Source organism: Sphaerisporangium siamense (genome assembly GCF_014205275.1).
GTDB lineage: Bacteria > Actinomycetota > Actinomycetes > Streptosporangiales > Streptosporangiaceae > Sphaerisporangium > Sphaerisporangium siamense.
The window spans coordinates 960,551-979,485 of sequence record NZ_JACHND010000001.1; the positions used below are offsets into that span (position 1 = coordinate 960,551).

At 70.3% G+C, this 18,935-nt stretch carries 17 protein-coding genes and 3 riboswitches; of the genes, 12 read left to right on the plus strand and 5 right to left on the minus strand.

The genetic code is table 11. The features are described from left to right. Positions 1–107 precede the first annotated feature (107 nt). The 4 genes from BJ982_RS04450 to BJ982_RS04465 all read left to right on the plus strand — a co-directional run bounded on the left by BJ982_RS04450 (position 108) and on the right by BJ982_RS04465 (position 3,969). Positions 108–593 (plus strand): hypothetical protein, encoded by a 486-nt coding sequence (locus BJ982_RS04450; protein WP_184876801.1) that lies wholly within the window; start codon positions 108–110, stop codon positions 591–593. 96 nt (positions 594–689) lie between these two features. Continuing rightward, positions 690–877, plus strand: a riboswitch (cobalamin riboswitch). A 196-nt stretch (positions 878–1,073) separates the two neighbouring features. Continuing rightward, complete coding sequence (locus BJ982_RS04455) at positions 1,074–2,063, plus strand: ABC transporter substrate-binding protein (protein ID WP_184876803.1); 990 nt, start codon at positions 1,074–1,076, stop codon at positions 2,061–2,063. Continuing rightward, complete coding sequence (locus BJ982_RS04460) at positions 2,060–3,175, plus strand: FecCD family ABC transporter permease (RefSeq protein ID WP_184876804.1); 1,116 nt, start codon at positions 2,060–2,062, stop codon at positions 3,173–3,175. The genes BJ982_RS04455 and BJ982_RS04460 overlap by 4 nt, the downstream gene beginning before the upstream one ends. Beyond that, a complete protein-coding gene (locus tag BJ982_RS04465; RefSeq protein ID WP_184876806.1) occupies positions 3,172–3,969 on the plus strand; it encodes an ABC transporter ATP-binding protein in 798 nt (265 codons plus the stop codon). Before BJ982_RS04460 ends, BJ982_RS04465 begins: the two co-directional genes overlap by 4 nt. Before the next feature lie 77 nt (positions 3,970–4,046). On the opposite strand, the gene def is transcribed toward BJ982_RS04465, so the two are convergent. Further along, positions 4,047–4,601, minus strand: coding sequence for a peptide deformylase (def, locus tag BJ982_RS04470; protein ID WP_184876808.1), 555 nt, complete (start codon positions 4,599–4,601; stop codon positions 4,047–4,049). Positions 4,602–5,044: 443 nt separating this feature from the next. On the opposite strand from def, the gene BJ982_RS04475 reads away from it, so the two are divergent. Beyond that, positions 5,045–5,647 (plus strand): superoxide dismutase, encoded by a 603-nt coding sequence (locus BJ982_RS04475; RefSeq protein ID WP_184876810.1) that lies wholly within the window; start codon positions 5,045–5,047, stop codon positions 5,645–5,647. A 6-nt stretch (positions 5,648–5,653) separates the two neighbouring features. Continuing rightward, the gene (locus tag BJ982_RS04480; protein ID WP_184876812.1) at positions 5,654–6,196 is read left to right on the plus strand and encodes a GNAT family N-acetyltransferase; all 543 of its coding nucleotides are present in this window, start codon (positions 5,654–5,656) and stop codon (positions 6,194–6,196) included. An 84-nt stretch (positions 6,197–6,280) separates the two neighbouring features. On the opposite strand, the gene BJ982_RS04485 is transcribed toward BJ982_RS04480, so the two are convergent. Next, positions 6,281–7,297, minus strand: coding sequence for an enoyl-CoA hydratase/isomerase family protein (locus BJ982_RS04485; protein WP_184876814.1), 1,017 nt, complete (start codon positions 7,295–7,297; stop codon positions 6,281–6,283). A gap of 549 nt (positions 7,298–7,846) precedes the next feature. Next, positions 7,847–8,041, plus strand: a riboswitch (cobalamin riboswitch). A gap of 167 nt (positions 8,042–8,208) precedes the next feature. Between BJ982_RS04485 and BJ982_RS04495 the strand changes: the two genes are divergently transcribed. The 4 genes from BJ982_RS04495 to BJ982_RS04510 are packed head-to-tail and all read left to right on the plus strand — an operon-like array spanning position 8,209 to position 12,846. Beyond that, positions 8,209–9,411: an ABC transporter substrate-binding protein gene (locus BJ982_RS04495; RefSeq protein ID WP_184876816.1), complete on the plus strand. Its 1,203-nt coding sequence runs from the start codon at positions 8,209–8,211 to the stop codon at positions 9,409–9,411. Then, positions 9,408–10,484, plus strand: a complete 1,077-nt coding sequence (locus tag BJ982_RS04500) for an iron chelate uptake ABC transporter family permease subunit (protein ID WP_184876818.1) — start codon at positions 9,408–9,410, stop codon at positions 10,482–10,484. The genes BJ982_RS04495 and BJ982_RS04500 overlap by 4 nt, the downstream gene beginning before the upstream one ends. Before the next feature lie 2 nt (positions 10,485–10,486). Further along, positions 10,487–12,298, plus strand: coding sequence for an ATP-binding cassette domain-containing protein (locus BJ982_RS04505; protein ID WP_184876820.1), 1,812 nt, complete (start codon positions 10,487–10,489; stop codon positions 12,296–12,298). Further along, positions 12,295–12,846, plus strand: a complete 552-nt coding sequence (locus tag BJ982_RS04510) for a DUF7676 family protein (RefSeq protein WP_184876822.1) — start codon at positions 12,295–12,297, stop codon at positions 12,844–12,846. Before BJ982_RS04505 ends, BJ982_RS04510 begins: the two co-directional genes overlap by 4 nt. A gap of 25 nt (positions 12,847–12,871) precedes the next feature. On the opposite strand, the gene BJ982_RS04515 is transcribed toward BJ982_RS04510, so the two are convergent. Genes BJ982_RS04515 through BJ982_RS04525 form a run of 3 tightly spaced genes read right to left on the minus strand, consistent with a single transcriptional unit; the run spans position 12,872 to position 16,532 of the window. Then, positions 12,872–14,611 (minus strand): ABC transporter ATP-binding protein, encoded by a 1,740-nt coding sequence (locus BJ982_RS04515; RefSeq protein ID WP_184876824.1) that lies wholly within the window; start codon positions 14,609–14,611, stop codon positions 12,872–12,874. Further along, entirely contained in the window at positions 14,608–16,323 is a 1,716-nt protein-coding gene (locus tag BJ982_RS04520; protein ID WP_184876825.1) for an ABC transporter ATP-binding protein/permease, read from the minus strand. The genes BJ982_RS04515 and BJ982_RS04520 overlap by 4 nt, the downstream gene beginning before the upstream one ends. Continuing rightward, complete coding sequence (locus BJ982_RS04525; RefSeq protein ID WP_184876827.1) at positions 16,320–16,532, minus strand: hypothetical protein; 213 nt, start codon at positions 16,530–16,532, stop codon at positions 16,320–16,322. The genes BJ982_RS04520 and BJ982_RS04525 overlap by 4 nt, the downstream gene beginning before the upstream one ends. Positions 16,533–16,888: 356 nt before the next feature. Then, a riboswitch (cobalamin riboswitch) is annotated at positions 16,889–17,093 on the plus strand. 233 nt (positions 17,094–17,326) lie between these two features. Here BJ982_RS04525 and BJ982_RS04530 point away from each other — a divergent pair. After that, positions 17,327–17,707, plus strand: a complete 381-nt coding sequence (locus tag BJ982_RS04530) for a (2Fe-2S) ferredoxin domain-containing protein (protein WP_184876829.1) — start codon at positions 17,327–17,329, stop codon at positions 17,705–17,707. A gap of 291 nt (positions 17,708–17,998) precedes the next feature. Further along, positions 17,999–18,700, plus strand: coding sequence for a (2Fe-2S)-binding protein (locus BJ982_RS04535; protein ID WP_184876831.1), 702 nt, complete (start codon positions 17,999–18,001; stop codon positions 18,698–18,700). The last annotated feature ends 235 nt before the right edge of the window (positions 18,701–18,935 follow it).

Genomic DNA, 18,935 nt, shown 5'->3' on the forward strand with positions numbered 1-18,935 from the left:
ACACGGGCCGTGCACAACGCAAGTGCAGTGATGCATATAAGCTGCTGTTGCATAGAGCTCGCAACTACAGATCGGAAGGCTCACTCGGGGGAATGGGACGGGAACGCATGATCGATGACAGCGCCGTCCTCCCACCGGTCTCGGTCGAGGTGCTGGCACTGCGCGTCAACGCCTCGGGGACCTGGGCCTATCGCCGGTCGACCACGGCGCCCGTCCCTGGGGAGAGCCCCGACGAGGCCGCCCGGCGCCTCGCGCGCGTGCCCGCCGACGTCCCGTACACCGTCGTGCACTCCACGAGCTGGCGTTACCGGCCGGTGGGCCAGGTCGTGCTGACCTACGCCGTCTGCCCCGACCCGACGCCGGAGCTGCCCGCGATCGAGCTGCCCGTCCTGTGCCTGAGCGCCGGCGCGACCCCGGCCGCTCCCACGCCCGAGCACCTCGACGTCGCCAACGTCGCCGCGCACGCGATCCGGCACCTGGCGTTCCTCAAGGCCACCGACGCCGTCGTGGGCGACGCCCTCGGCGCGCACCCGCGCGTGGGCCGGGCACTGGACGGCCTCGCAGAGGTGGCGGCCGTCGCCGGCCAGCGGTAGACGAGTAGGACGGGTAGGACGGGTATCGACCCGTTCAGGTGCTCGCATCTCCGCCGGAGCCGGAAAGGAGCAGCCCAGATGTCACCTTTGCGGGCTGCGCTCCGTATGCGACCATGGGCGGCGAAAGGCGACGGCGGAACGAGGAAGCCGGTGTGAATCCGGCGCGGTCCCGCCACTGTGATCGGCGAGCGGACTCCGACGAGGCCACTGCCCCGTAAGGGCGGGAAGGCCGGGGCGAGCTTCGACCCGAGAGCCAGGAGACTCACGCGGTCGCCTCCTCGATGAAGCTGGGGCGGATCTCCCCTGAGAGGAAGGCGTGATCGATATGTCCAGGCGATCGTTCTCCTCGCTGCCGCGAGGTGACCGTACTTCGCGAGCCCGCGCGCGCATGGCACTTCTCGCCGGTCCGTGGCCACTCGTGGAGTGGTCCGGCGGCACCGCTCCGTGCTGACGACCGTTCCCCTCGGGAGAGGATCCGGCATGACGGGCAAACGTCCGCTGACTTTGCTGCTCGCGTTCGCTTCGGCCGTACTGGTGACCGGCTGTGGCGGCGCCACAATCGTCGACAGAGCCACCCCTGAAAACGCCACCGCGCCCGGTTTCCCGGTGACGATGGCCAACTGCGGCGTGACCACCACCTACGAGCGGCCGCCGCGGCGGGCGGTGTCGCTGAACCAGCACGCGACCGAGGTCATGCTGGCGCTCGGCCTGGAGAAGTCCATGATCGGCACAGGGTACCTGGACGATCGGATCCTCCCGGAATACCGGGCGGCCTACGACGGGATCAAGGTGCTGTCCAAGGAGTACCCCTCGTACGAGGCTCTGCTGGCGGCCGAGCCGGACTTCGTCTACGGCGGCTTCGCCACCACTTTCGACGAGAAGGAGGGGCGCGGCCGGACCGCGCTCGCCGGCGCCGGGATCGATACGTACCTGAACATCGAGGAATGCGCGTCGACGCCGGTGACCTTGGACATGACGGATCAGGAGATCCGTAACGTCGCCAAGATCTTCGGGGTGCCGGACCGCGCCGAGCGGGAGGTGCGTCGGCTGCACACCACGCTGGACGCCGTCGGGAAGAAGGTCGCCGGAGCGCCGCCGGTCAAGCTGTTCGTCTACGACAGCGGGGACAAGACCGCCTTCACGGCGGGCGGCGCCGGCGTCGGGAACGAGATGATCAAACGGGCGGGTGGAGCCAACCTGTTCGCCGACCTGCCCAAGACGTTCGGCGACGTCTCATTCGAGCAGGTGGCCGAGCGCGCGCCCGAGGTCATCGTGATCTACGACTACGGCGACCAGCCGGTGGAGGACAAGAAGCGGTTCCTGCTGTCCAACCCCGCGCTCAAGGACGTACCGGCGATCAAGAACAAGCGCTTCGCGGTGCTCCCACTGTCCTCCACGGTGCTCGGCGTCCGCGTGCCCGCCGGGGTGGAGTCGCTGGCTCGCCAGATCCACCCCGACCGCTTCCGGTGACGGAGACGACCCGCACGACCGAGACGACCGGCACGGCGGAGGCGACCGGCGCCGCCACGCCGTCCCGGCCGCCGGGCGACGCGAGGCGTGGCCGCAGCCGTCTCCCGTTCACGCTCGTGCTCGTCCTGCTCGGCGGGCTGGCCCTGGTGGCGGCCACGGTCGGCATCTCCGCCGGCTCGATCAGCGTTCCGGCCGGACAGGTCTGGGGGATCCTGCTGCACCGGGTCCACGCCTCCCTTGCCACGCCGACCTGGACACCGGTGCGCGAGACGATCGTCATGGACGTACGGCTCCCCCGGGTGCTGCTGTGCGCCGTGATCGGAGCCGGCCTGTCGGTGTGCGGCATGGCGCTGCAGGCGCTGGTGCGCAACCCGCTGGCGGATCCGATGCTGCTGGGGGTGTCCTCGGGCGCGAGCGTCGGCGCGGTGGCCGTCGTGGTGTTCAACGTGTCGCTGTTCGGGATCTTCTCCCTGCCCGTGGCGGCGTTCTTCGGCGCCCTGGCCGCGCTGGTCGCGGTGTACTTCCTGGCCAGGTCCGGCGGCCGGATGACGACGGTACGGCTGGTGCTGGCGGGCGTGGCGACGGCCGAGGTGCTCTCGGCGGTCGCCAGTTTCCTCGTCGTGACGTCCAACGACCCGCACAAGACGCAGTCGGCGCTGCGCTGGATGCTCGGCGGGCTGGCCGGCACCACATGGGCAGTGGTATGGATCCCGGCCGCGGTGGTCGTGGCCGGGACGGTGGTGCTGCTCGGCCTCACGCGCCCGCTCAACCTGCTGCTGGCGGGCGAGGAGGCCGCCGCGTCCCTCGGGCTGGACGTGCACCGGTTCCGGGCCGCGCTGTTCGTGCTGGTCGCGATGATGATCGGCGCGATCGTCGCGGTGAGCGGCTCCATCGGGTTCGTCGGCCTCATCATGCCGCACGTGGCACGGCTGCTCCTCGGTGCCGACCACCGGCGTGCGCTGCCCGTGGTCGCGCTGCTCGGCGCGGCGTTCCTGATCGTCGCCGACCTGGCCGCGCGCACGCTCATCCGTCCCGAGGAGATCCCGGTCGGCATCCTGACCGCCCTGGTCGGCGGCCCGTTCTTCCTCTGGCTCATGCGGAGGGCCCGATGACGCCCGGCGCCCTGAGGGCGCACCAGGTGTCCGTCGTCGTCAGCGGCAAGGCTCTGGTGCGTGCGGTGTCCCTTGATGTGGCGGCGGGCGAGGTCGTGGGGCTCGTCGGGCCGAACGGCGCCGGCAAGTCCACCTTGTTGCGCACGTTCTACCGGGCGCTGCGCCCCACGTCCGGACACGTACTGCTGGACGGGGACGACGTGTGGCGGATGCCGGGCAAACGCCTCGCGCGCCGGCTCGCCGCCGTGCTCCAGGAGACCGCGGGCGACTTCGCGCTGACGGTGTACGACATGGTGGCCATGGGCCGCACCCCGCACAAGCGCGCGTTCGACGGCGACGACGCCGGCGACCGTGCCATCATCATGGGCGCGCTGGAGCGCCTCGGCCTGGCCGGTCTGGCGTACGCGCCGTTCGACCGGCTCTCGGGCGGGGAGAAGCAGCGGGTCCTCATCGCCCGGGCGCTCGCCCAGCGGTGCGGGACGATGGTCCTGGACGAGCCGACCAACCACCTGGACCTGCGCCACCAGCTCGACGCGCTCGACCTCGTACGCGAGCTGGGCGTGACCGCGGTCGTCGCGCTGCACGACCTCAATCTGGCCGCCGCGTTCTGCGACCGCCTCTGCGTCCTGAACGACGGCGCTGTGGTCGCCCTCGGCACACCCCGGGACGTGGTGACGCCGGCTCTGCTCGCGGAGGTCTACCGCGTCCAGGCCGACGTCACCACGAATCCGGAGACCCGCACCCCGCAGGTGACGCTCCGCGCGAGGTGGACGGAGAGAGGAGTGGTCGCCTGACGGTGCGAGCGGCTGTCAGCCTTGGACGGCGCATCGGGTTGGTGAGGCCGTCACAAAAGGGAGATCAACTCCGGGGATCAGCTCTCCGGGGTCCTTACAGGGGTTCCCGCCACTTGTTCGTAGGCGTCGAGCACCTGTCGGCGCCGGTCGGCCGGGAGCCGGTCGATATAGAGCCGCCCCTCCAGGTGGTCGGTCTCGTGTTGCAGGCAGCGGGCCAGCACGCCGGTGCCGAGGACGGTGATCGGGGCGCCGTGGACGTCATAACCGTGCGCCACGGCCCGGTCGGGCCTGGCGAGCGATGCCCGCTGCCCTGGCACCGACAGGCACCCCTCATCGTGCACGTCCAGGCGGCGGTTTCCGGCGTCGGGCATGACGAGAGTCGGATTGACCACTACGCCCTTCTGGAACTCGTTGTCACCGTCCGGGCAGTGGTAGACGAAGACCTGAAGGTCGACACCGATCTGATTCGCCGCGAGCCCGACGCCCTCGGCCGCGTACACGCTGGCGAACATGTCCTCGACCAGGCGGGCGAGCGAGTCGTCGAAGGCGGTCACCGGCCGGCACGGGCGGTGCAGCACGGGGTCGCCGACAAGGCGGATCGGCAGCACGGTGCCGTGATTGTGAGCGTCCACGCGAAAGTCCTCACATAGCAGCTAGTTGCACAGAATTTGCAATAGCAATTCGCTCGCATTCTCGCAGAGCGGCCGGAGCCGTGCCGCGTGCCTCTCACGGGAAGGAACCAGCGATCGAGATGTCGCTGCCGTGACTGCCGTACACGCACGTGAGCCGAGCCCTACGGTCCTGAAGTCGACGCGCTGGCCGCAGATGCAAGACGGCCGCGCCGACGCGGGCCGCGCCCTCGGCGATGGTCAGGCCGATCCTGGAGCACCGGCCGGCGTCGCCCACAGATGACAGAGCACGCGATCGGACGCCTCATCCCTGACCAGGACACCGACCGGCGCGTACAGACGCTCAGGAGACACCAAGGCCCTCTTTGGCGATACACCCACCTGCCCTACTAATGTAGTTGCGAGTTATGTGCAATAGCAGGACGATCGAAGCTGAGGAGAGACCGATGGGCGAGTACTCGCTTCCCGATATGCCCTACGACTACGCGGCGCTGGAGCCGGCGATCACCGGGGAGATCCTGGAGCTGCACCACGCCAAGCACCACGCGGCCTACGTCAAGGGCGCCAACGACACCCTGGAACGCCTGGCCGAGGCCCGCGACAAGGGCGAGTTCGGCGGGCTGGTGGGGCTGGAGAAGACCTTCGCGTTCAACCTCTCCGGGCACGTCCTGCACTCGATCTTCTGGCAGAATCTCTCTCCCGACGGCGGCGACCGCCCCGACGGCGCGCTCGCCGAGGCCATCACGGAGCACTTCGGCACCTTCGAGGCGTTCCAGAAGCAGCTCACCACCGCCACCGCGACCGTTCAGGGCTCCGGCTGGGGCGTGCTGGCCTGGGAACCCCTCGGCCGCCGTCTGATCATCGAACAGGTCTACGACCACCACGGCAACGTCGGCGCCGGCACCACCCCGCTGCTGGTCTTCGACGCCTGGGAGCACGCCTACTACCTGCAGTACCGCAACGTGCGCCCCGACTACGTCCAGAAACTCTGGTCGCTGATCAACTGGACCGACGTCACCGCCCGCTTCGACGCCGCCCGCAACGCCTGAGCGCCCGTGGACACCGCGCCCGTCCGGACCCGCACCTCGCCCGTGCCCCGGACGGGCGCCGCCAACGGCCTCGTCCGCCTGGTCGAGCCCGCCGCCTTATACCGGCACCTGACGAGCGTGGCCGACGTCGCCGGGGAGGTGTTCGGCAGGCCACCCTGGTCCGAGGCGTCCACCACCGCCCGCGCCCTGGCCGCCCGCATGCTCGCCGACAGCCACCGCCCCGGCTTCGTGCTCGCGATGGCCCTGCACGGCGAGAACCTGTACGGCTTCGCCTACGGCATCCGCTGCTCACGCCTGGCCACGCTCGCCCACCGCCTCCCCACCGGCGACTTCACGCTCAAAGAACTCGCCGTCCTTCCCCAGGCACGCGGCACCGGCCTCGGCGCCGCGCTGCACGACACCGTCCTCGCCGCCGCGGGCCCCGGCCCGCGCTGGCTCGCCACCCACGTCGCCGCCACCGAAGCGCTCGGCCTCTACCGCGCCAGAGGCTGGCACAGCGTCACCCTCGTGTCCCCCACCTGCCTGATCATGAGGCGCCAGTACGCCTGACGGGTCGGGACGATATGGCCGTTCTTGACCAGGTTGGTGGCCATGGGGGGGCGCCCATGTCGCCCAGGCCGATGAAGGCGATCTTCAGAACAGTCCCGGCTCTCCGTCGCCCAGCGGGGCGAAGAACGCCTCGACCTCCTCGGGTGAGGCGGCGACCGCCCAGCGCGGTGTCCGGTCCTTGTCGATGACCTGGGCGCGGATGCCCTCGCGCAGGTCCGGGTGACGCAGGGCCCGGCACGACACGCGGTACTCCTGGTCGAGCACCTCCTCCAGCGAACCGAGGAGCCCCGCCCGGCGAACCGCCGCGAGGGTGACCTTGAGCGCCGTCGGCGACCGGCCGGCGATCTGCTCGGCCGCCTCCTTGGCCACGCTGTCGCCGATCTCCAGCAGGTGTTCCACGATCTGCGCCACGTTCTCGGCCGCGTAGCAGACGTCGATCCAGGCGCGCTGCGCCTCCAGCGTCCCCTCCGGAGCGGTCCGCGCGTAGGTCTCCAGTGCCTCGGCCACCCCGCGCTCCACTATGGCCTGCCGGAAGACGGACAGGTCGGCGGAGAGGACGAAGTGATCGGCCAGGCCGCATGCGATCGCGTCGCCGGCCCCGATGGAGGCCCCGGTCAGCGCCAGGTGCAGGCCGATCTCGCCCGGAGCGCGCGAGAGCAGATATGTCCCGCCCACGTCGGGAGCCAGGCCGATCGCGGTCTCGGGCATGGCCAGCCTGGTGCGCTCGGTGACCACGCGGACGCCGCCGTGCGCCGACACCCCGACGCCGCCGCCCATGACGAGGCCGTCCATCAGCGCCACGTACGGCTTGCCGTACCGGGCGATGTGGGCGTTGAGACGGTACTCGTCGCGCCAGAACGCTGCCGTGGCGGCGCCGCCCCGCGGGATGTCGTGGTAGATGGCGCGGATGTCTCCCCCGGCGCACAGGCCGCGCTCACCGGCGCCGCTGATGAGCACGGCCTCGACCGCGTCGTCGTCCTCCCACGCGTGCAGCGCGGCGTCGAGGTCACGGACCATCTCGTGGGTGAGGGCATTGAGCGCCTTCGGCCGGTTGAGCAGAACCTGCCTGAGCCCGCCAGAGCGGGTGGTCTCGATGTCCATCAGGCGGCCCCGGTCAGTCCGCGGGCGACGATGACGTGCATGATCTCATTTGTCCCTTCGAGGATCTGGTGAACCCGCAGACCGCGCAGATCTTCCCGATGCCGTACTCGGTGAGGTAGCCGCATCCGCCGTGGAGCTGCAAGGCACGGTTGGCCACGGCGAACCCGGTGTCGGTGACGAAGCGCCAAGGAGATCCGAGGATGGGCACGCGACATGGGCGTGCGTGAGCGTGCACGGGGTCAGGGTTTTGTGGCCGCCGTCACAGTCGGATCACCAGGGTCGCGGGCGCGTGCTTCCTGCTGAAAATATAGTTGGACGTCCTACTAAGTCCACACCCGGGGCAGATTTCCCCCGGCGGCCAGACCCGCGACGACGGGGCCGCCGACGAGAGGTGAAGGTCCGCGGAGTGATCGCCATAGGGTGACCGGCACGGTCACGGCGGCTCCTCCGCGTTACGGAAGATTCGCGCCACCCCTGGCTAACGCGGTGTGAACTTCACATTCCTGACATCTCGCCATACAACGATGGTTCACGGTATTTCCCGTAAAGATACTCTTTATAGGTTGGCGTATCCATGCGACCATGACGGGAAAGGCGGCAGCGGATCGAGGAAACCGGTGAGAATCCGGTACGGTCCCGCCACTGTGATCGGCGAGCGCGTCCATCACACCATGCCCGGATGCGGAGCGGGCAGGCAAGGCGCGAACCGAGAGTCAGAATACTCACGCCGTCGCCTCCTCAAAAAATTTGGGGCGGATCTCCCCAGAAGAGGATGGTGGTTGTCGTGCCCAAATCCAGCTACGCCGCCTTTTCAAGCCCGGCATTCGGGTCTCTCCTGGTGATCCGATTTTCCGCCCGCTCCGATCGCCGTCGCGGAATGGTCATCGGGGCCAGTCGCCAGGAGAACGTCAATGGGCCTTCCCCGCCCGATCGGCGGCACGCTGATCACCGTCCTCGTCCTCGCCACCGCCTGCGCGATTTCCGAATCCACCGCGGCCCCGTCGCGCACGGCGCCCTCTGACGGCCGCTGCGTCACCTCCTACGATCCGGGAAAGGACTATTTTCCGGTCAAGCAGACGCTGAGGCACGCGACCAATTTCACGCTGACCTACGCCAAGAACTACCAGATCGTCACCGTCGAGCAGCCTTCTCCGCAGGCGAAGCCCGAGACCTACGTGCTGGTGCGCTGCGGCACCCCGGCACCCGGGCCGGCCGTTGCGCCGGCGGGCGCGATCGTGGTCGAGACACCGATCCGGACGCTGTTCTCCGCCTCCACCACGCACCTGCCGTTCCTCACCGAACTGGGCGTGCTGGACCGGCTCACGGGCGTCGCCTCTGCCGGGTACATCTCCTCCGCCCAGGTGCTGGCCCGTGTCGGAGCGGGGGCCGTCACCGAGTACGCCGCCGGGCGGGAGATCGATACCGAGAAGGTCGTCGCCGCCCGGCCGGACGTGCTGATGACCGGCGGCATCGAGGACAAGGTGTACGGCAGCCTGCGGCAGGCCGGGATCAAGGTCGTCGCCAACGCCGAGTGGCTGGAGTCCACCGCGCTGGGGCGTGCGGAATGGATCAAACTGGTGGCCGCGCTCACCGGGACGGAGGCCAGGGCCGGCGAGGTGTTCGGCAGGGTCGAAGCCGACTATGCCGCACTGGCCGCGAAGGCGAAGGGCGCGGCCCCGGTCAACGTGCTGCTGGGCCAGATGTACCAGGGCCAGTGGTCGATGCCCGGCGGTGGCAGCTACGTCTCGGCGCTGGTCAAGGACGCGGGGGGAACCCACGCTTGGGCGGGCACCCCGGGCGCCGGTAGCACGACACTGGACCTGGAGGCGGTGCTGTCCAAGGCCCGGGGCGCGAAGGTATGGCTGGCCACCGCCGACGAGTGGAGGACCTTGGCGGACGTACGCAAGGCCGACAGCCGATACGCCCGGTTCGCCGCCTTCACCGCCGGGGAGGTGTGGTCGGCCAACAAGGTGATCGGTCCCGGCGGCGGCAACGACTTCTACGAGCGCGGGGTCGCCCGCCCCGACCTGATCCTGGGTGATCTGGTCGCGATCCTGCACCCGGAGATCGCCCCCGGCCATGCCTTCACCTTCTACCGGAAGCTGGCGAAATGACCGCGGTGACGGCGGCGGCCGTTCCCACGGGGTATCGCCGCCACAGGGTCGTGCTGTCGGCCATGGCGGTGGCGGTGCCGATCGCGTTCACGCTGGCCGTCGCGCTCGGCTCGACCTGGATCCCGCTGGATGACGCGCTGCGCGCCCTGATCCACGACGCCACGGCCCTCCCCGGCGTCCAGGAGATCATCTGGACGGTGCGGCTGCCGCGTGCGATCACCGCCGCGCTCGCCGGAGCGGCGCTGGCCGCCGCTGGAGCGCAGATGCAGACGTTGTTCCGCAATCCGCTGGCCGAGCCGTACATCCTCGGGGTCAGTTCAGGGGCGAGCCTCGGGGTGGCCTTGGTCATCGCCGGCTGGGGCGGGGTCGCGGGCACCTTCACCGCCGGCGTCGCGGGGCTGGGCCGCGCCGGGGTCGTGGTGGCCGCCTCCGGTGGCGCCGCGGCCGTGCTGGGCCTGGTGCTGGCATTGTCGCGGCGCGTGTGGTCGGTGGTGACGCTGCTGGTGATCGGCGTGATGGTCGGCTCGGCCGCGACCTCGGTCATCACGCTGCTGCTGGTCTACACCGACCCGCAACGTGCCCAGCAGTTCATCAGCTGGGGGCTCGGCAGCTTCGCGGGCCCCACCTGGGCCGACCTGGCGGTGTTCGGCCCGGTGTGCGCCGCCGCGCTGGGCGGCGCACTGGCCGGGGTCAAGCCGCTCAACGCCTTGCTGCTGGGTGAGACCTACGCGCGCACCATGGGCGTGCGGGTCCGGCTGGTGCGCACCCTGACCCTGCTGACCTCGTCGGTGCTGGCCGGGGCCGTGACCGCCTACTGCGGGCCCATCGCCTTTCTCGGCCTGGCGGTCCCCCACGTGGCCAGGCTCGCGCTGGGCACCGCCGACCACCGGGTGCTGATGCCGGGCGTGGTACTACTCGGCGCGGTGACCGCGCTCATGTGCTGCGTGGCCACCCAGGCGCCGGGCAGCGGCGTCGTGCTGCCGCTGAACGCCGTGGCCACGATCCTCGGCGCACCCGTGGTGATCGCCGTGCTGGTGCGCAGCCGCGTGGCCCGCACCGGACTGGCGGTGTGAGGATGAGCGTTCACGACCGGGCGGAAGGGCTGCGCCTGCGAGCTCTCTGCGTCGGATACCCGGCCCGGCGCGGGCGCCCCGAGCGGCGCGTGCTCGCCGGTCTGGACGCCACCGCCGCCCCCGGCGAGCTGACCGTGCTCATCGGCCCGAACGGCACCGGGAAGTCCACGCTCCTGCGCACCATGGCCGCGATCCAGCCGCCGTTGACGGGCCGGGTCCTCGTGGACGGCATCCCCGTCGACTCGATCCCTCCCGCCGAACTCGCGCGCCTGATGGCCGTCGTACTCACGGAGCGTGACCTGCCCCCGCTGCTGAACGCCCGAGAGCTGGCCGGGCTGGGCCGTCACCCCCACACCGGGTTCATCGGACGGCTGTCGGCACGCGACCACGAGATCGTCGCGTGGGCACTGGCCTCGGTCCGCGCGTCGCATCTGGCAGGCCGGGCGCTGACCGAGCTGTCGGACGGTGAGCGCCAGCGTGTGCTGGTGGCGCGAGCTCTGGCGCAGCAGCCGTCGGCGATCCTTCTGGACGAGCCGACCGCCTTCCTCGACGTCACCTCCCGGGTCGCGCTCATGGGCCTGCTGCGCCGCCTCGCCCGCGAGAGGGACCTCGCCATCGTGGTGTCCACGCACGATCTGGAGCTGGCGCTGCGAGTCGCCGACCATATCTGGCTGCTCGACCCGGACGGCCGTCTGCACACCGGGACGCCGGAAGAACTGACCCTGCGGGGAGTGGTCGGCGCGTCCTTCGACGGCGAGGACCTGTCCTTCGACCCGGCTGCCGGAGTGTTCGCCCTCCATGTGACCACCGCCGGCAGGATGCGGGTGACCGCCGACGGCGTCCAGCGCCTGCTGGTGGAACGGGCGCTGGCGCGCGAGGGCTGGAGCACGGCCGGGGACCAAGCCGTCGACATGGCGGTGGAACACACCGAACAGGGCTACGAGGCCGCCTTCGACGGTGGGATCGTCCGGTTCGCGACCCTGCCCGAGCTTGCCGCCTGGAGCCGCGAGCCGGCGGCCAAGCTCGCCGCGGCACCGCCAGGACTGCGTCCTGCCGGCCGTGAGGCGATCGGCCACGCGGTCCTCGACACCTCAGGCGTCGGCGGGTTCTTCGCCATCGAACTCGTCCCGGTCGAGCCCGGGTGGCGGCCCCTCACCGACCTGTTCACCACCCCGGACGTCCTGAAGGACAAGATCGCAGAACTGGCCGCCCGGTTCGCCACCGCCGACATCCGTGCGGTCGCCTCGCTGCTGTTCCAGCACCTGGCCGCCCGCCTGTGGTCACCGTCCCTCGGCATCGCCGTGACGCACGACATGGTCGCCGACCTGACCCCAGGTCTGCACTGGCGGGCCGCCTCCGGAGGGCCGCTGCCCCTGCGCGCCGGTCGCCTGACCGGGTGGCAGGTCGCCGACCCGGCTCGTCTCGCTCCGGAGCTGTACCGCACCGTGGTCACCGACGTGCTGGAACCTCTGGCGGCGACGGTCCAGACGATCGTGAGGGTCTCGCCGCGCGTCCTGTGGGGCGACTCGACCTCCGCGCTGGCCAACGCCCTGCGCATCCTGGTGCTGCGCCGCCCGGCCCTCTCCGGTAAGGCCGCCGCGCTGGGCCAGGAACTGTTGGAGATGGGGCTGCTGAGCGACACCGGCCGCATGGCCGAGCCTGTGCCGGGCCAGTTGTTCTTCGCCCGCCGGAATTGCTGCCTCTACTACCGCCTGTGCGGTGGCGGGATCTGCGGCGACTGCGTCCGGCTCCGTCCCGATGACCTTCACGAGCACTGGGAAGAAGTCATACGAGAGTCCGAAGGAGCGCCATGAGTCACACCGTCGTCGAAGAACAGGGCACCGGCACCCTGCACGTCTGGGCGCTGCCCACCGACGAGCAGTCCCTTCTGTCCCTGGTCACCACCCTGTTCGAGAAGTATTGGCGGCACATCTGGTTCGGCGTGATCATCCAGGGCGCCGCCTGGGAGGTCGCCGCGCCCAACGCGCCGGAGCGGATCGGCATGTACGACGGGTACGTCACCGTCGACTTCGGCCGATGGCACTTCCACCTGTGCATCGGCGAGCACACCGCCAGCGGCCCCGAGCTGGGGCGGATCCGCCGCTGCGCCCGCGCCGAGCTCTACCGCTCCATCAACGCCGACGACGGCAGCCCCGTCTCCTGGGGCGTACGCCTGTTCAACGGCCTCGACGAGCAGCTCATGACCGTGCTCCTGCCCAACCCCTTCCTCACCGACCGCCAGCAGATCCTCCATCCACCGGACTTCACCAGGCTGGCCGCCTGGGACGAACTCCGCGCCACCTACCTCGACCTCGCCCCCGACCCACTCGACCGAGCGGGCAAAGGCTTCGAACACTCCTGAGCACCACTGCGTTCGTGCTGCCGGTTCATGTCCGTCCGGATCCGATGAGCTGGGAGGCCATCAGGGTGGTGTAGACGCCGGGCCGGTCGATCAGTTCCTGGTGGGTGCCCACGTCGGCCACGCGGCCGTCTTCCAGGACGACGATCCGGGTGGCGGTGAGGATGGTCGACAGGCGGTGGGCGATGACCAAGGTGGTGCGGTTGTGACGCACGCCGGCCATGGCCGCGGCGACCTCCTGCTCGCTTTCGGTGTCGAGGTTGGAGACCGCCTCGTCCATGATCAGGATCGGCGCGTCCTTGAGGATGGCTCGCGCGATGGCGATGCGCTGACGCTGGCCACCGGACAGACGGGCGCCGAGCTCGCCCGGCAGGGTGTCGTAGCCGTCGGGAAGGCCGACGATGAACTCGTCGGCCTGAGCGGCTCGCGCGGCGGCGACGACGTCCTCGCGACTCGCCTCGGGCCTGCCCAGGCGGATGTTGTCGATGAGCGGGATGTTGAACAGGTAGACGTCCTGCGGCACCAGGGTGATGAGCCGGCGCAGATCGTCTTGAGGGAAGTCGCGGATGTCGTGGCCGCCGATGGTGATCGATCCGGCGTCCACGTCCCACAGCCGCATGAGCAGGCTGGCGCAGGTGGACTTGCCCGCGCCGGAGTGGCCGACCAGTGCGACGGTCTCGCCAGGTGCGATGTCGAAGGAAATGTCGCTCACCGCGTCCGGCAGCGCCGTGCCGTACCGGAAGCGCACACCGGAGAAGGCGACGTGCGGCGAGATGGGGCCGGACGGCGGCGCGGTGACCCGGTCGGTCACCGGAGCAGGGGTGGTCAGAATCGTCATGATGCGGTCCCCCGCGGCGATGACGAGGTTGAGGTCGCGGGCGACGTCGGTGACGGCGATGACGGGGGCGAAGGTGGTCGCGGCCAGCACGACGGCGACGGGGAACAACGTCCTGTCGAGGCTTCCGGCGGTGACGAGCAGAGCCGCGGTGATCAGGACCGCGAGCAGGCCCAGAGTGGTGAACGCGTTGGTGACGGCGTGTTCCAGGCCCGAGCGGCGGCCGTGGGCGAGCTTGGCGGCCAGCAGCCGCTCGTCCTGTTCGGCGATGCGGTCGAGCTGACGGTCGCCGGCGCCCGAGGTGATCAGTTCGCGCAGGCCTTGGAGGGTGTCGACGGCCTCGGCGTTGAGCTCGCCGAGGCGGGCGCGCACTTCGGTGCCCTGGGCTTCGGCGTCGCGGCGCAGCCGGGCGGGGACGAGCGCCAGCAGGAGCAGTGCGGGCGTGAGCGCGAGGGCCAGCGCGGGATGGAAGACACCAAGAGCCGTGAGCGCGGCGACGGGGACGGTGACCGCGCTGACGAGCGGGCTGAGCGTGTGAGCGAACCACAGCTCGAGTTGCTCGACGTCGGAGATCGCGGCGGTGCCCAGGTCGCCTGAGCGGCGTTCGAGCAGGTAGCCGGGCGCGAGGCGATCGAAGGCGCCATAGACCCTGCCACGCACGTCGGCCAGGACCCGGAAGGCGGCCATATGGGCGAGGTAGGACTCCAGCCACGGCGTGACGGCGAGCAGCGGAAGAAGGACACCGAGTGTGATCAGCCCACCACGCAGATCCGCGGGCGAGGCGCCGTTGATGGCCTGGCTGACCACCCACGCGCCGACGCCCGCGGAGGCGAGGATCACGAGGTGCTGGGCGATGCCGCTGAGGATCGCCGCGATCAGCAGCCACCGGTGGGGGCCCAGCAACCGGGCGAGCGGGAGCAGGCGGCGGATCATGACGCGGCTCCTTCCTGGGCGGCGATCAGGCGGGTGTAAGCTCCGCCCCGGTCGAGCAGGCCGGCGTGGTCGCCCACTTCGACGATCCGCCCCTCGGACATGACGATGACCCGGTCGGCGTCGCGGACGGTGGACAACCGGTGGGCGATCATCAGGGTGGTGCGGCCTCCGGTCAGCGCGTCCAGAGCCTGCTGGATGCCGGATTCGTTGGCGGCGTCCACGCTGGAGGTCGCCTCGTCCAGCACGAGGATCGGAGCGTCCTTGAGCAGAGCGCGAGCGATGGCGACGCGTTGCCGTTCGCCGCCCGACAGCTTCAGCCCTCGTTCACCCACGACGGTGGAAAGGCCCTGGGGCAGGTCGTGGACGAACTCCGCGCGGGCCGCGCGGACGGCGGCCTCGAGCTCGGCGTCGGCCGCGTCGGGTCTGGCCAGGGTCAGGTTGTGCCGGACCGTGCCGTGGAAGAGATAGGTGTCCTGTGACACCACGGCGATGAGCGAGCGCAACTCTTCCAGGGGGAGGTCCCGGATCTCGGTGCCGTCGATCGTGATCCGGCCGTCGATCGTGTCGAAGAAGCGCAGCAGCAGGGCGGCGACCGTGGTCTTGCCCGCGCCCGATCGGCCGACCAGAGCGACACGCTCACCGGGCGCGATGTCCAAGGAGAAGTCGTCGAGGGCGGGCTTGGCCCGCTCGCGGTAGGTGAGCGTCACCGCGTCGAAGGTCACCGCCGGCGGCCCGGCGCGCTCGAGGACACGCGTTCCCTGAGGTTGTACCGGGGCGTCCAGCACCTCGAAGACCGCGGTCAGCGAGGGAACCGCGTTGTAGCTGGAGTGGTAGGCCGACTCCAGTTCACGTAGCGGCCGGAAGCACTCGGCGGTGAGCATGAGGATCAGCAGCAGCTCGGTCACGGTCAGCTCACCCGCGACCAGTCGCATCGCGCCGACGCCCAGTGCCACAGCCGTGCCCAGCCCGATGACGAAGGCCACCCCTCCCAGGTAGAGCACGACGATGGCCATCAGCCGGATGGAGTCACGGCAGAACGTCTCCGCCAGCCTCGCGAGCTCGGCGCCGCGCCGGCCGCTGGCGTTGAACGCCTTGAGCGTCGCCATGCCCTGCAGGGCGTCGAGGTTCTCGGCGTACAGACCTTTGTAGCCGCGGAACCAGGCGTCGTTGCGCTCCTTGAGCACCCGATCCGAGACCAGGGGCAGCACCGGCATCAGCGCCGCGCACGCCAGCACGACCACACCGATGACCGGGTCGAGCACGAACAGGAACGCGGTCACTCCGACGGCGCCGACCAGGGCCGCGACCATCTGCGGCAGGAATCTGCCGACATAGGCGTCCACGGTCTCGATCCCGTCGACCAGTGAGCTCTGCGTCGATCCGGTCCGCCCGCGTTGCGCCCAGCCGGGCCCGAGCATCAGCAGCTTGGCGGTCAGCCGCCGCCGCAGTTCCTTCTTGATCCGAGCCGATGTCCGCAGCGCGACGCCTTCCCGTACCGCGAGCGCCAAGCTGCGCACGAGTTGCAGGGCGACGATCCCGGCGACGGGCCAGACGATCGAGGCCGCGTCCTGGCCCGAGAAGATCCTGGCCAGGGATTGGGCGATCAGCACACCCTGGCCGACGTAGGTCGCGGTGATGGCCAGCAACAGGCCGACCAGCCCGGCCAGGCGTCGGCGCACGGACGGTGACAGGCGCAGCAGTCGGGCGATCACCGCTCCTCCTTGAGCTCGAAGACGAGCTGGGCGCGGGGTACGGCGCGCACGCCGTACCCCCGGGAGATCCGCTCGACGGTCAGCACCTCCTCTTGTGGACCGCAGGCCGGAATCGGGCCACTGTCCGTGCGGGAGAGCCGGTCGCGGTACGCGGCGGCCCGGTTGAGGTCGTGCGGCGCGGCCGGCGTGCTGATGCCCAGCGCACGCACCAGAAGAGGGATCTCCGGTTGGTGGCGCTGCCGATCAGGTGGTAGGCCGGCGCGCCGGCCGCGCCGCTTGGGGGCGCGGCCCGAACCCCGCACCTTGCCGGGACCAGCGAAGACACCAACAGGGCGAGCACCCCTCATGAGCCCGAACTCCTTGCAAGAGATTCACAGGCGGGAGGCATTCGCAAAATAGGCACGACTTCCCGGCGTGGTCAAGACCACACGCCAGGTGGCCCCGTGCTCCACCGCGGCCGGACGTGCCCTATGACTACGCCGCCCTGGAGCCGGATCACCGGGAGACCCGGAGCCGCGCCGAGCACCCCGCGGCCTACGCTCGATGGCCCGGTGAGCGGACACGGAATATCCGTGCCTTTGCGGGTGGTGCGGCTTGTGCGACCATGGGCGCGAAGGCGACGGCGGAACGAGGAAGCCGGTGTGAATCCGGCGCGGTCCCGCCACTGTGATCGGCGAGCGGACCCCGACAACGCCACTGCCCCGAGGGGTGGGAAGGCCGGGGCGAGCTTCGACCCGAGAGCCAGGAGACTCACGCGGTCGCCTCCTCACGGAATTGGGGCGGATCTCCCCAAGAGAGGAACGGTGATCGCCGTGCCGCATGTCCGGCATGTCCCTTTCGTTTATCCGCGCTGGTGCAAAAGCGGGCGTCCCCGTGTCGGGTTTGCCCGCCATCGAGGTACGGCGGCGGTCCGATCCTCACGGACCCTTGTACTCCGGCCAGATCCCCTGCCGTGGCCAGGCCCCGATGCGCTCGACCGCACCGGTAGAGGGTGCGGGCGCGCATGACGAGAATCGCCATCTGCCGGGGCTGCTGCTGCGGCACCGCGCGCAGGGTCCCCGGCCTTGACCACGACGCGCAGGTCGCGCGCCTGGCAGAGGTCGCCGAGGTGCGCGTCACCGACTGCCTGGACGTCTGCGACCAGGCGAACGTCATCGTGGTACAGCCCTCACCCGCGGGGCGGCAGGCGGGCGGGCGGCCGGTGTGGCTGGGCCTGGCCAACCAGCCGGAGGCGGCCGACGACATCGCCGCCTGGATCCGCGCCGGCGGTCCCGGCCTCGCCGATCTTCCTGGCATCCTCACCCTCCACGTCACGGCCCCGCCGCGGCGTATCCGCACCGCCGGCGTTGTGAGCGACTCAGGACATGCCGATCACGCGTCATGAGCGGCGCGGTGGTCGCCCTCGGCGCGCCCGGCGAGGTGCTCGCCCCGGCGCCGCTCGCCGAGGTCCATCGCGTTGAAGCCGAGGTGATCACACACCCGTTAACGGGAACTCCACAGGTGACTCTGATAACCCGCGGCCAGCCGCATCCGAGGAGTGATCCACCGGCCTGAACCTTTCTTTGGCCGGCGATGCCGGAACGAATGCACTTACCGCGTTCCGGCGTATTTCCCATGCACTCCAGTCCCTAATTCCACACAAATCCACCGAAACCAGAAAATGGAGTTATAAGCCATGGGTTCTCTTCGGCCGGCCTCGCCGGAATCGATCACCGCCGCCCTCGCGGACGTTGCTTCGGTCGGCTCGTTCTTCCGGATCGCCGTGTCGGGTGACGGCGCCGGATGGCATCCGATCGAGGAGGACTACGCCCGCGGCGTATCCGACCTGGTCACCAGTGTCGCCACCCGCTATGGCGCCAAGGAACCGCGAATCGGCGCCTCCATCATGCAGCTCGGGCACGCGGCCCGATTGTGGTCGCCCATGCTCGCGTGCGCCCTCGTCCACGGCGTCGTGCCCGACCTGACCCGCCTGCACCGAGCCGACGACGGGCCGGCCCTGCGGCTACCGGCCTCCTCCGGCTGGCATGTCGACGCGAACGCCCAGCTCACCCGAATTCTCTATCGATCGGTGGTGGTCACGCACCTGGAGGCGCTCGCCGCCGGGTTGCGCGTCAAGGTCGCGCCGCGCCTCCTGTACGGCAACGCGGCGTCCGCGCTGGCCGAGGCGGGCCGAGCCGTCCTCGCCGCGCGCCCGGACCTCGCCGGCCCGACGTACCGTCTCACGACGGACCTTCTCGGCATCGGGCGGCTGGCCGGGCTCGGCGACGTCACAGGCCCAGATCTGACGTTCCGGCGCAGAAGCTGCTGCCTTTATTACCGGGTCCCCGGCGGAGTCAAGTGCGACGACTGCTCTCTGGACGGAAAACACCGCCGATGAACCGGACCGCGTTCGGCATTGAGTTTCGCGCCGCGCCATGCATAAACTCGATGCAAGGAGTTCGCAGTTGCATAATGGTCGCAATAAGGGCGGCCATATGCCGAGCCGAAGGAGGACGCACATGGCGCACCACGGTTTCGTCGAGCCCGAAGACCCTCAGTCGGGCGTCAGGTCCCACACGCCGGCGGTGGACTCGCCGTTCGAGTGGCGTGAGGAAGCCGACAGCGAGTGACCA

Coding starts and splice junctions, on each gene's coding strand:
- BJ982_RS04455 (WP_184876803.1), top strand. CDS start 1,074: ATGACGGGCAAACGTCCGCTGACTTTGCTGCTCGCGTTCGCTTCGGCC.
- BJ982_RS04510 (WP_184876822.1), top strand. CDS start 12,295: ATGAGTCACACCGTCGTCGAAGAACAGGGCACCGGCACCCTGCACGTC.
- BJ982_RS04515 (WP_184876824.1), bottom strand. CDS start 14,611: ATGATCCGCCGCCTGCTCCCGCTCGCCCGGTTGCTGGGCCCCCACCGG.
- BJ982_RS04485 (WP_184876814.1), bottom strand. CDS start 7,297: ATGGACATCGAGACCACCCGCTCTGGCGGGCTCAGGCAGGTTCTGCTC.
- BJ982_RS04465 (WP_184876806.1), top strand. CDS start 3,172: ATGACGCCCGGCGCCCTGAGGGCGCACCAGGTGTCCGTCGTCGTCAGC.
- BJ982_RS04450 (WP_184876801.1), top strand. CDS start 108: ATGATCGATGACAGCGCCGTCCTCCCACCGGTCTCGGTCGAGGTGCTG.
- BJ982_RS04495 (WP_184876816.1), top strand. CDS start 8,209: ATGGGCCTTCCCCGCCCGATCGGCGGCACGCTGATCACCGTCCTCGTC.
- BJ982_RS04505 (WP_184876820.1), top strand. CDS start 10,487: ATGAGCGTTCACGACCGGGCGGAAGGGCTGCGCCTGCGAGCTCTCTGC.
- BJ982_RS04535 (WP_184876831.1), top strand. CDS start 17,999: ATGGGTTCTCTTCGGCCGGCCTCGCCGGAATCGATCACCGCCGCCCTC.
- BJ982_RS04475 (WP_184876810.1), top strand. CDS start 5,045: ATGGGCGAGTACTCGCTTCCCGATATGCCCTACGACTACGCGGCGCTG.
- BJ982_RS04530 (WP_184876829.1), top strand. CDS start 17,327: ATGACGAGAATCGCCATCTGCCGGGGCTGCTGCTGCGGCACCGCGCGC.
- BJ982_RS04500 (WP_184876818.1), top strand. CDS start 9,408: ATGACCGCGGTGACGGCGGCGGCCGTTCCCACGGGGTATCGCCGCCAC.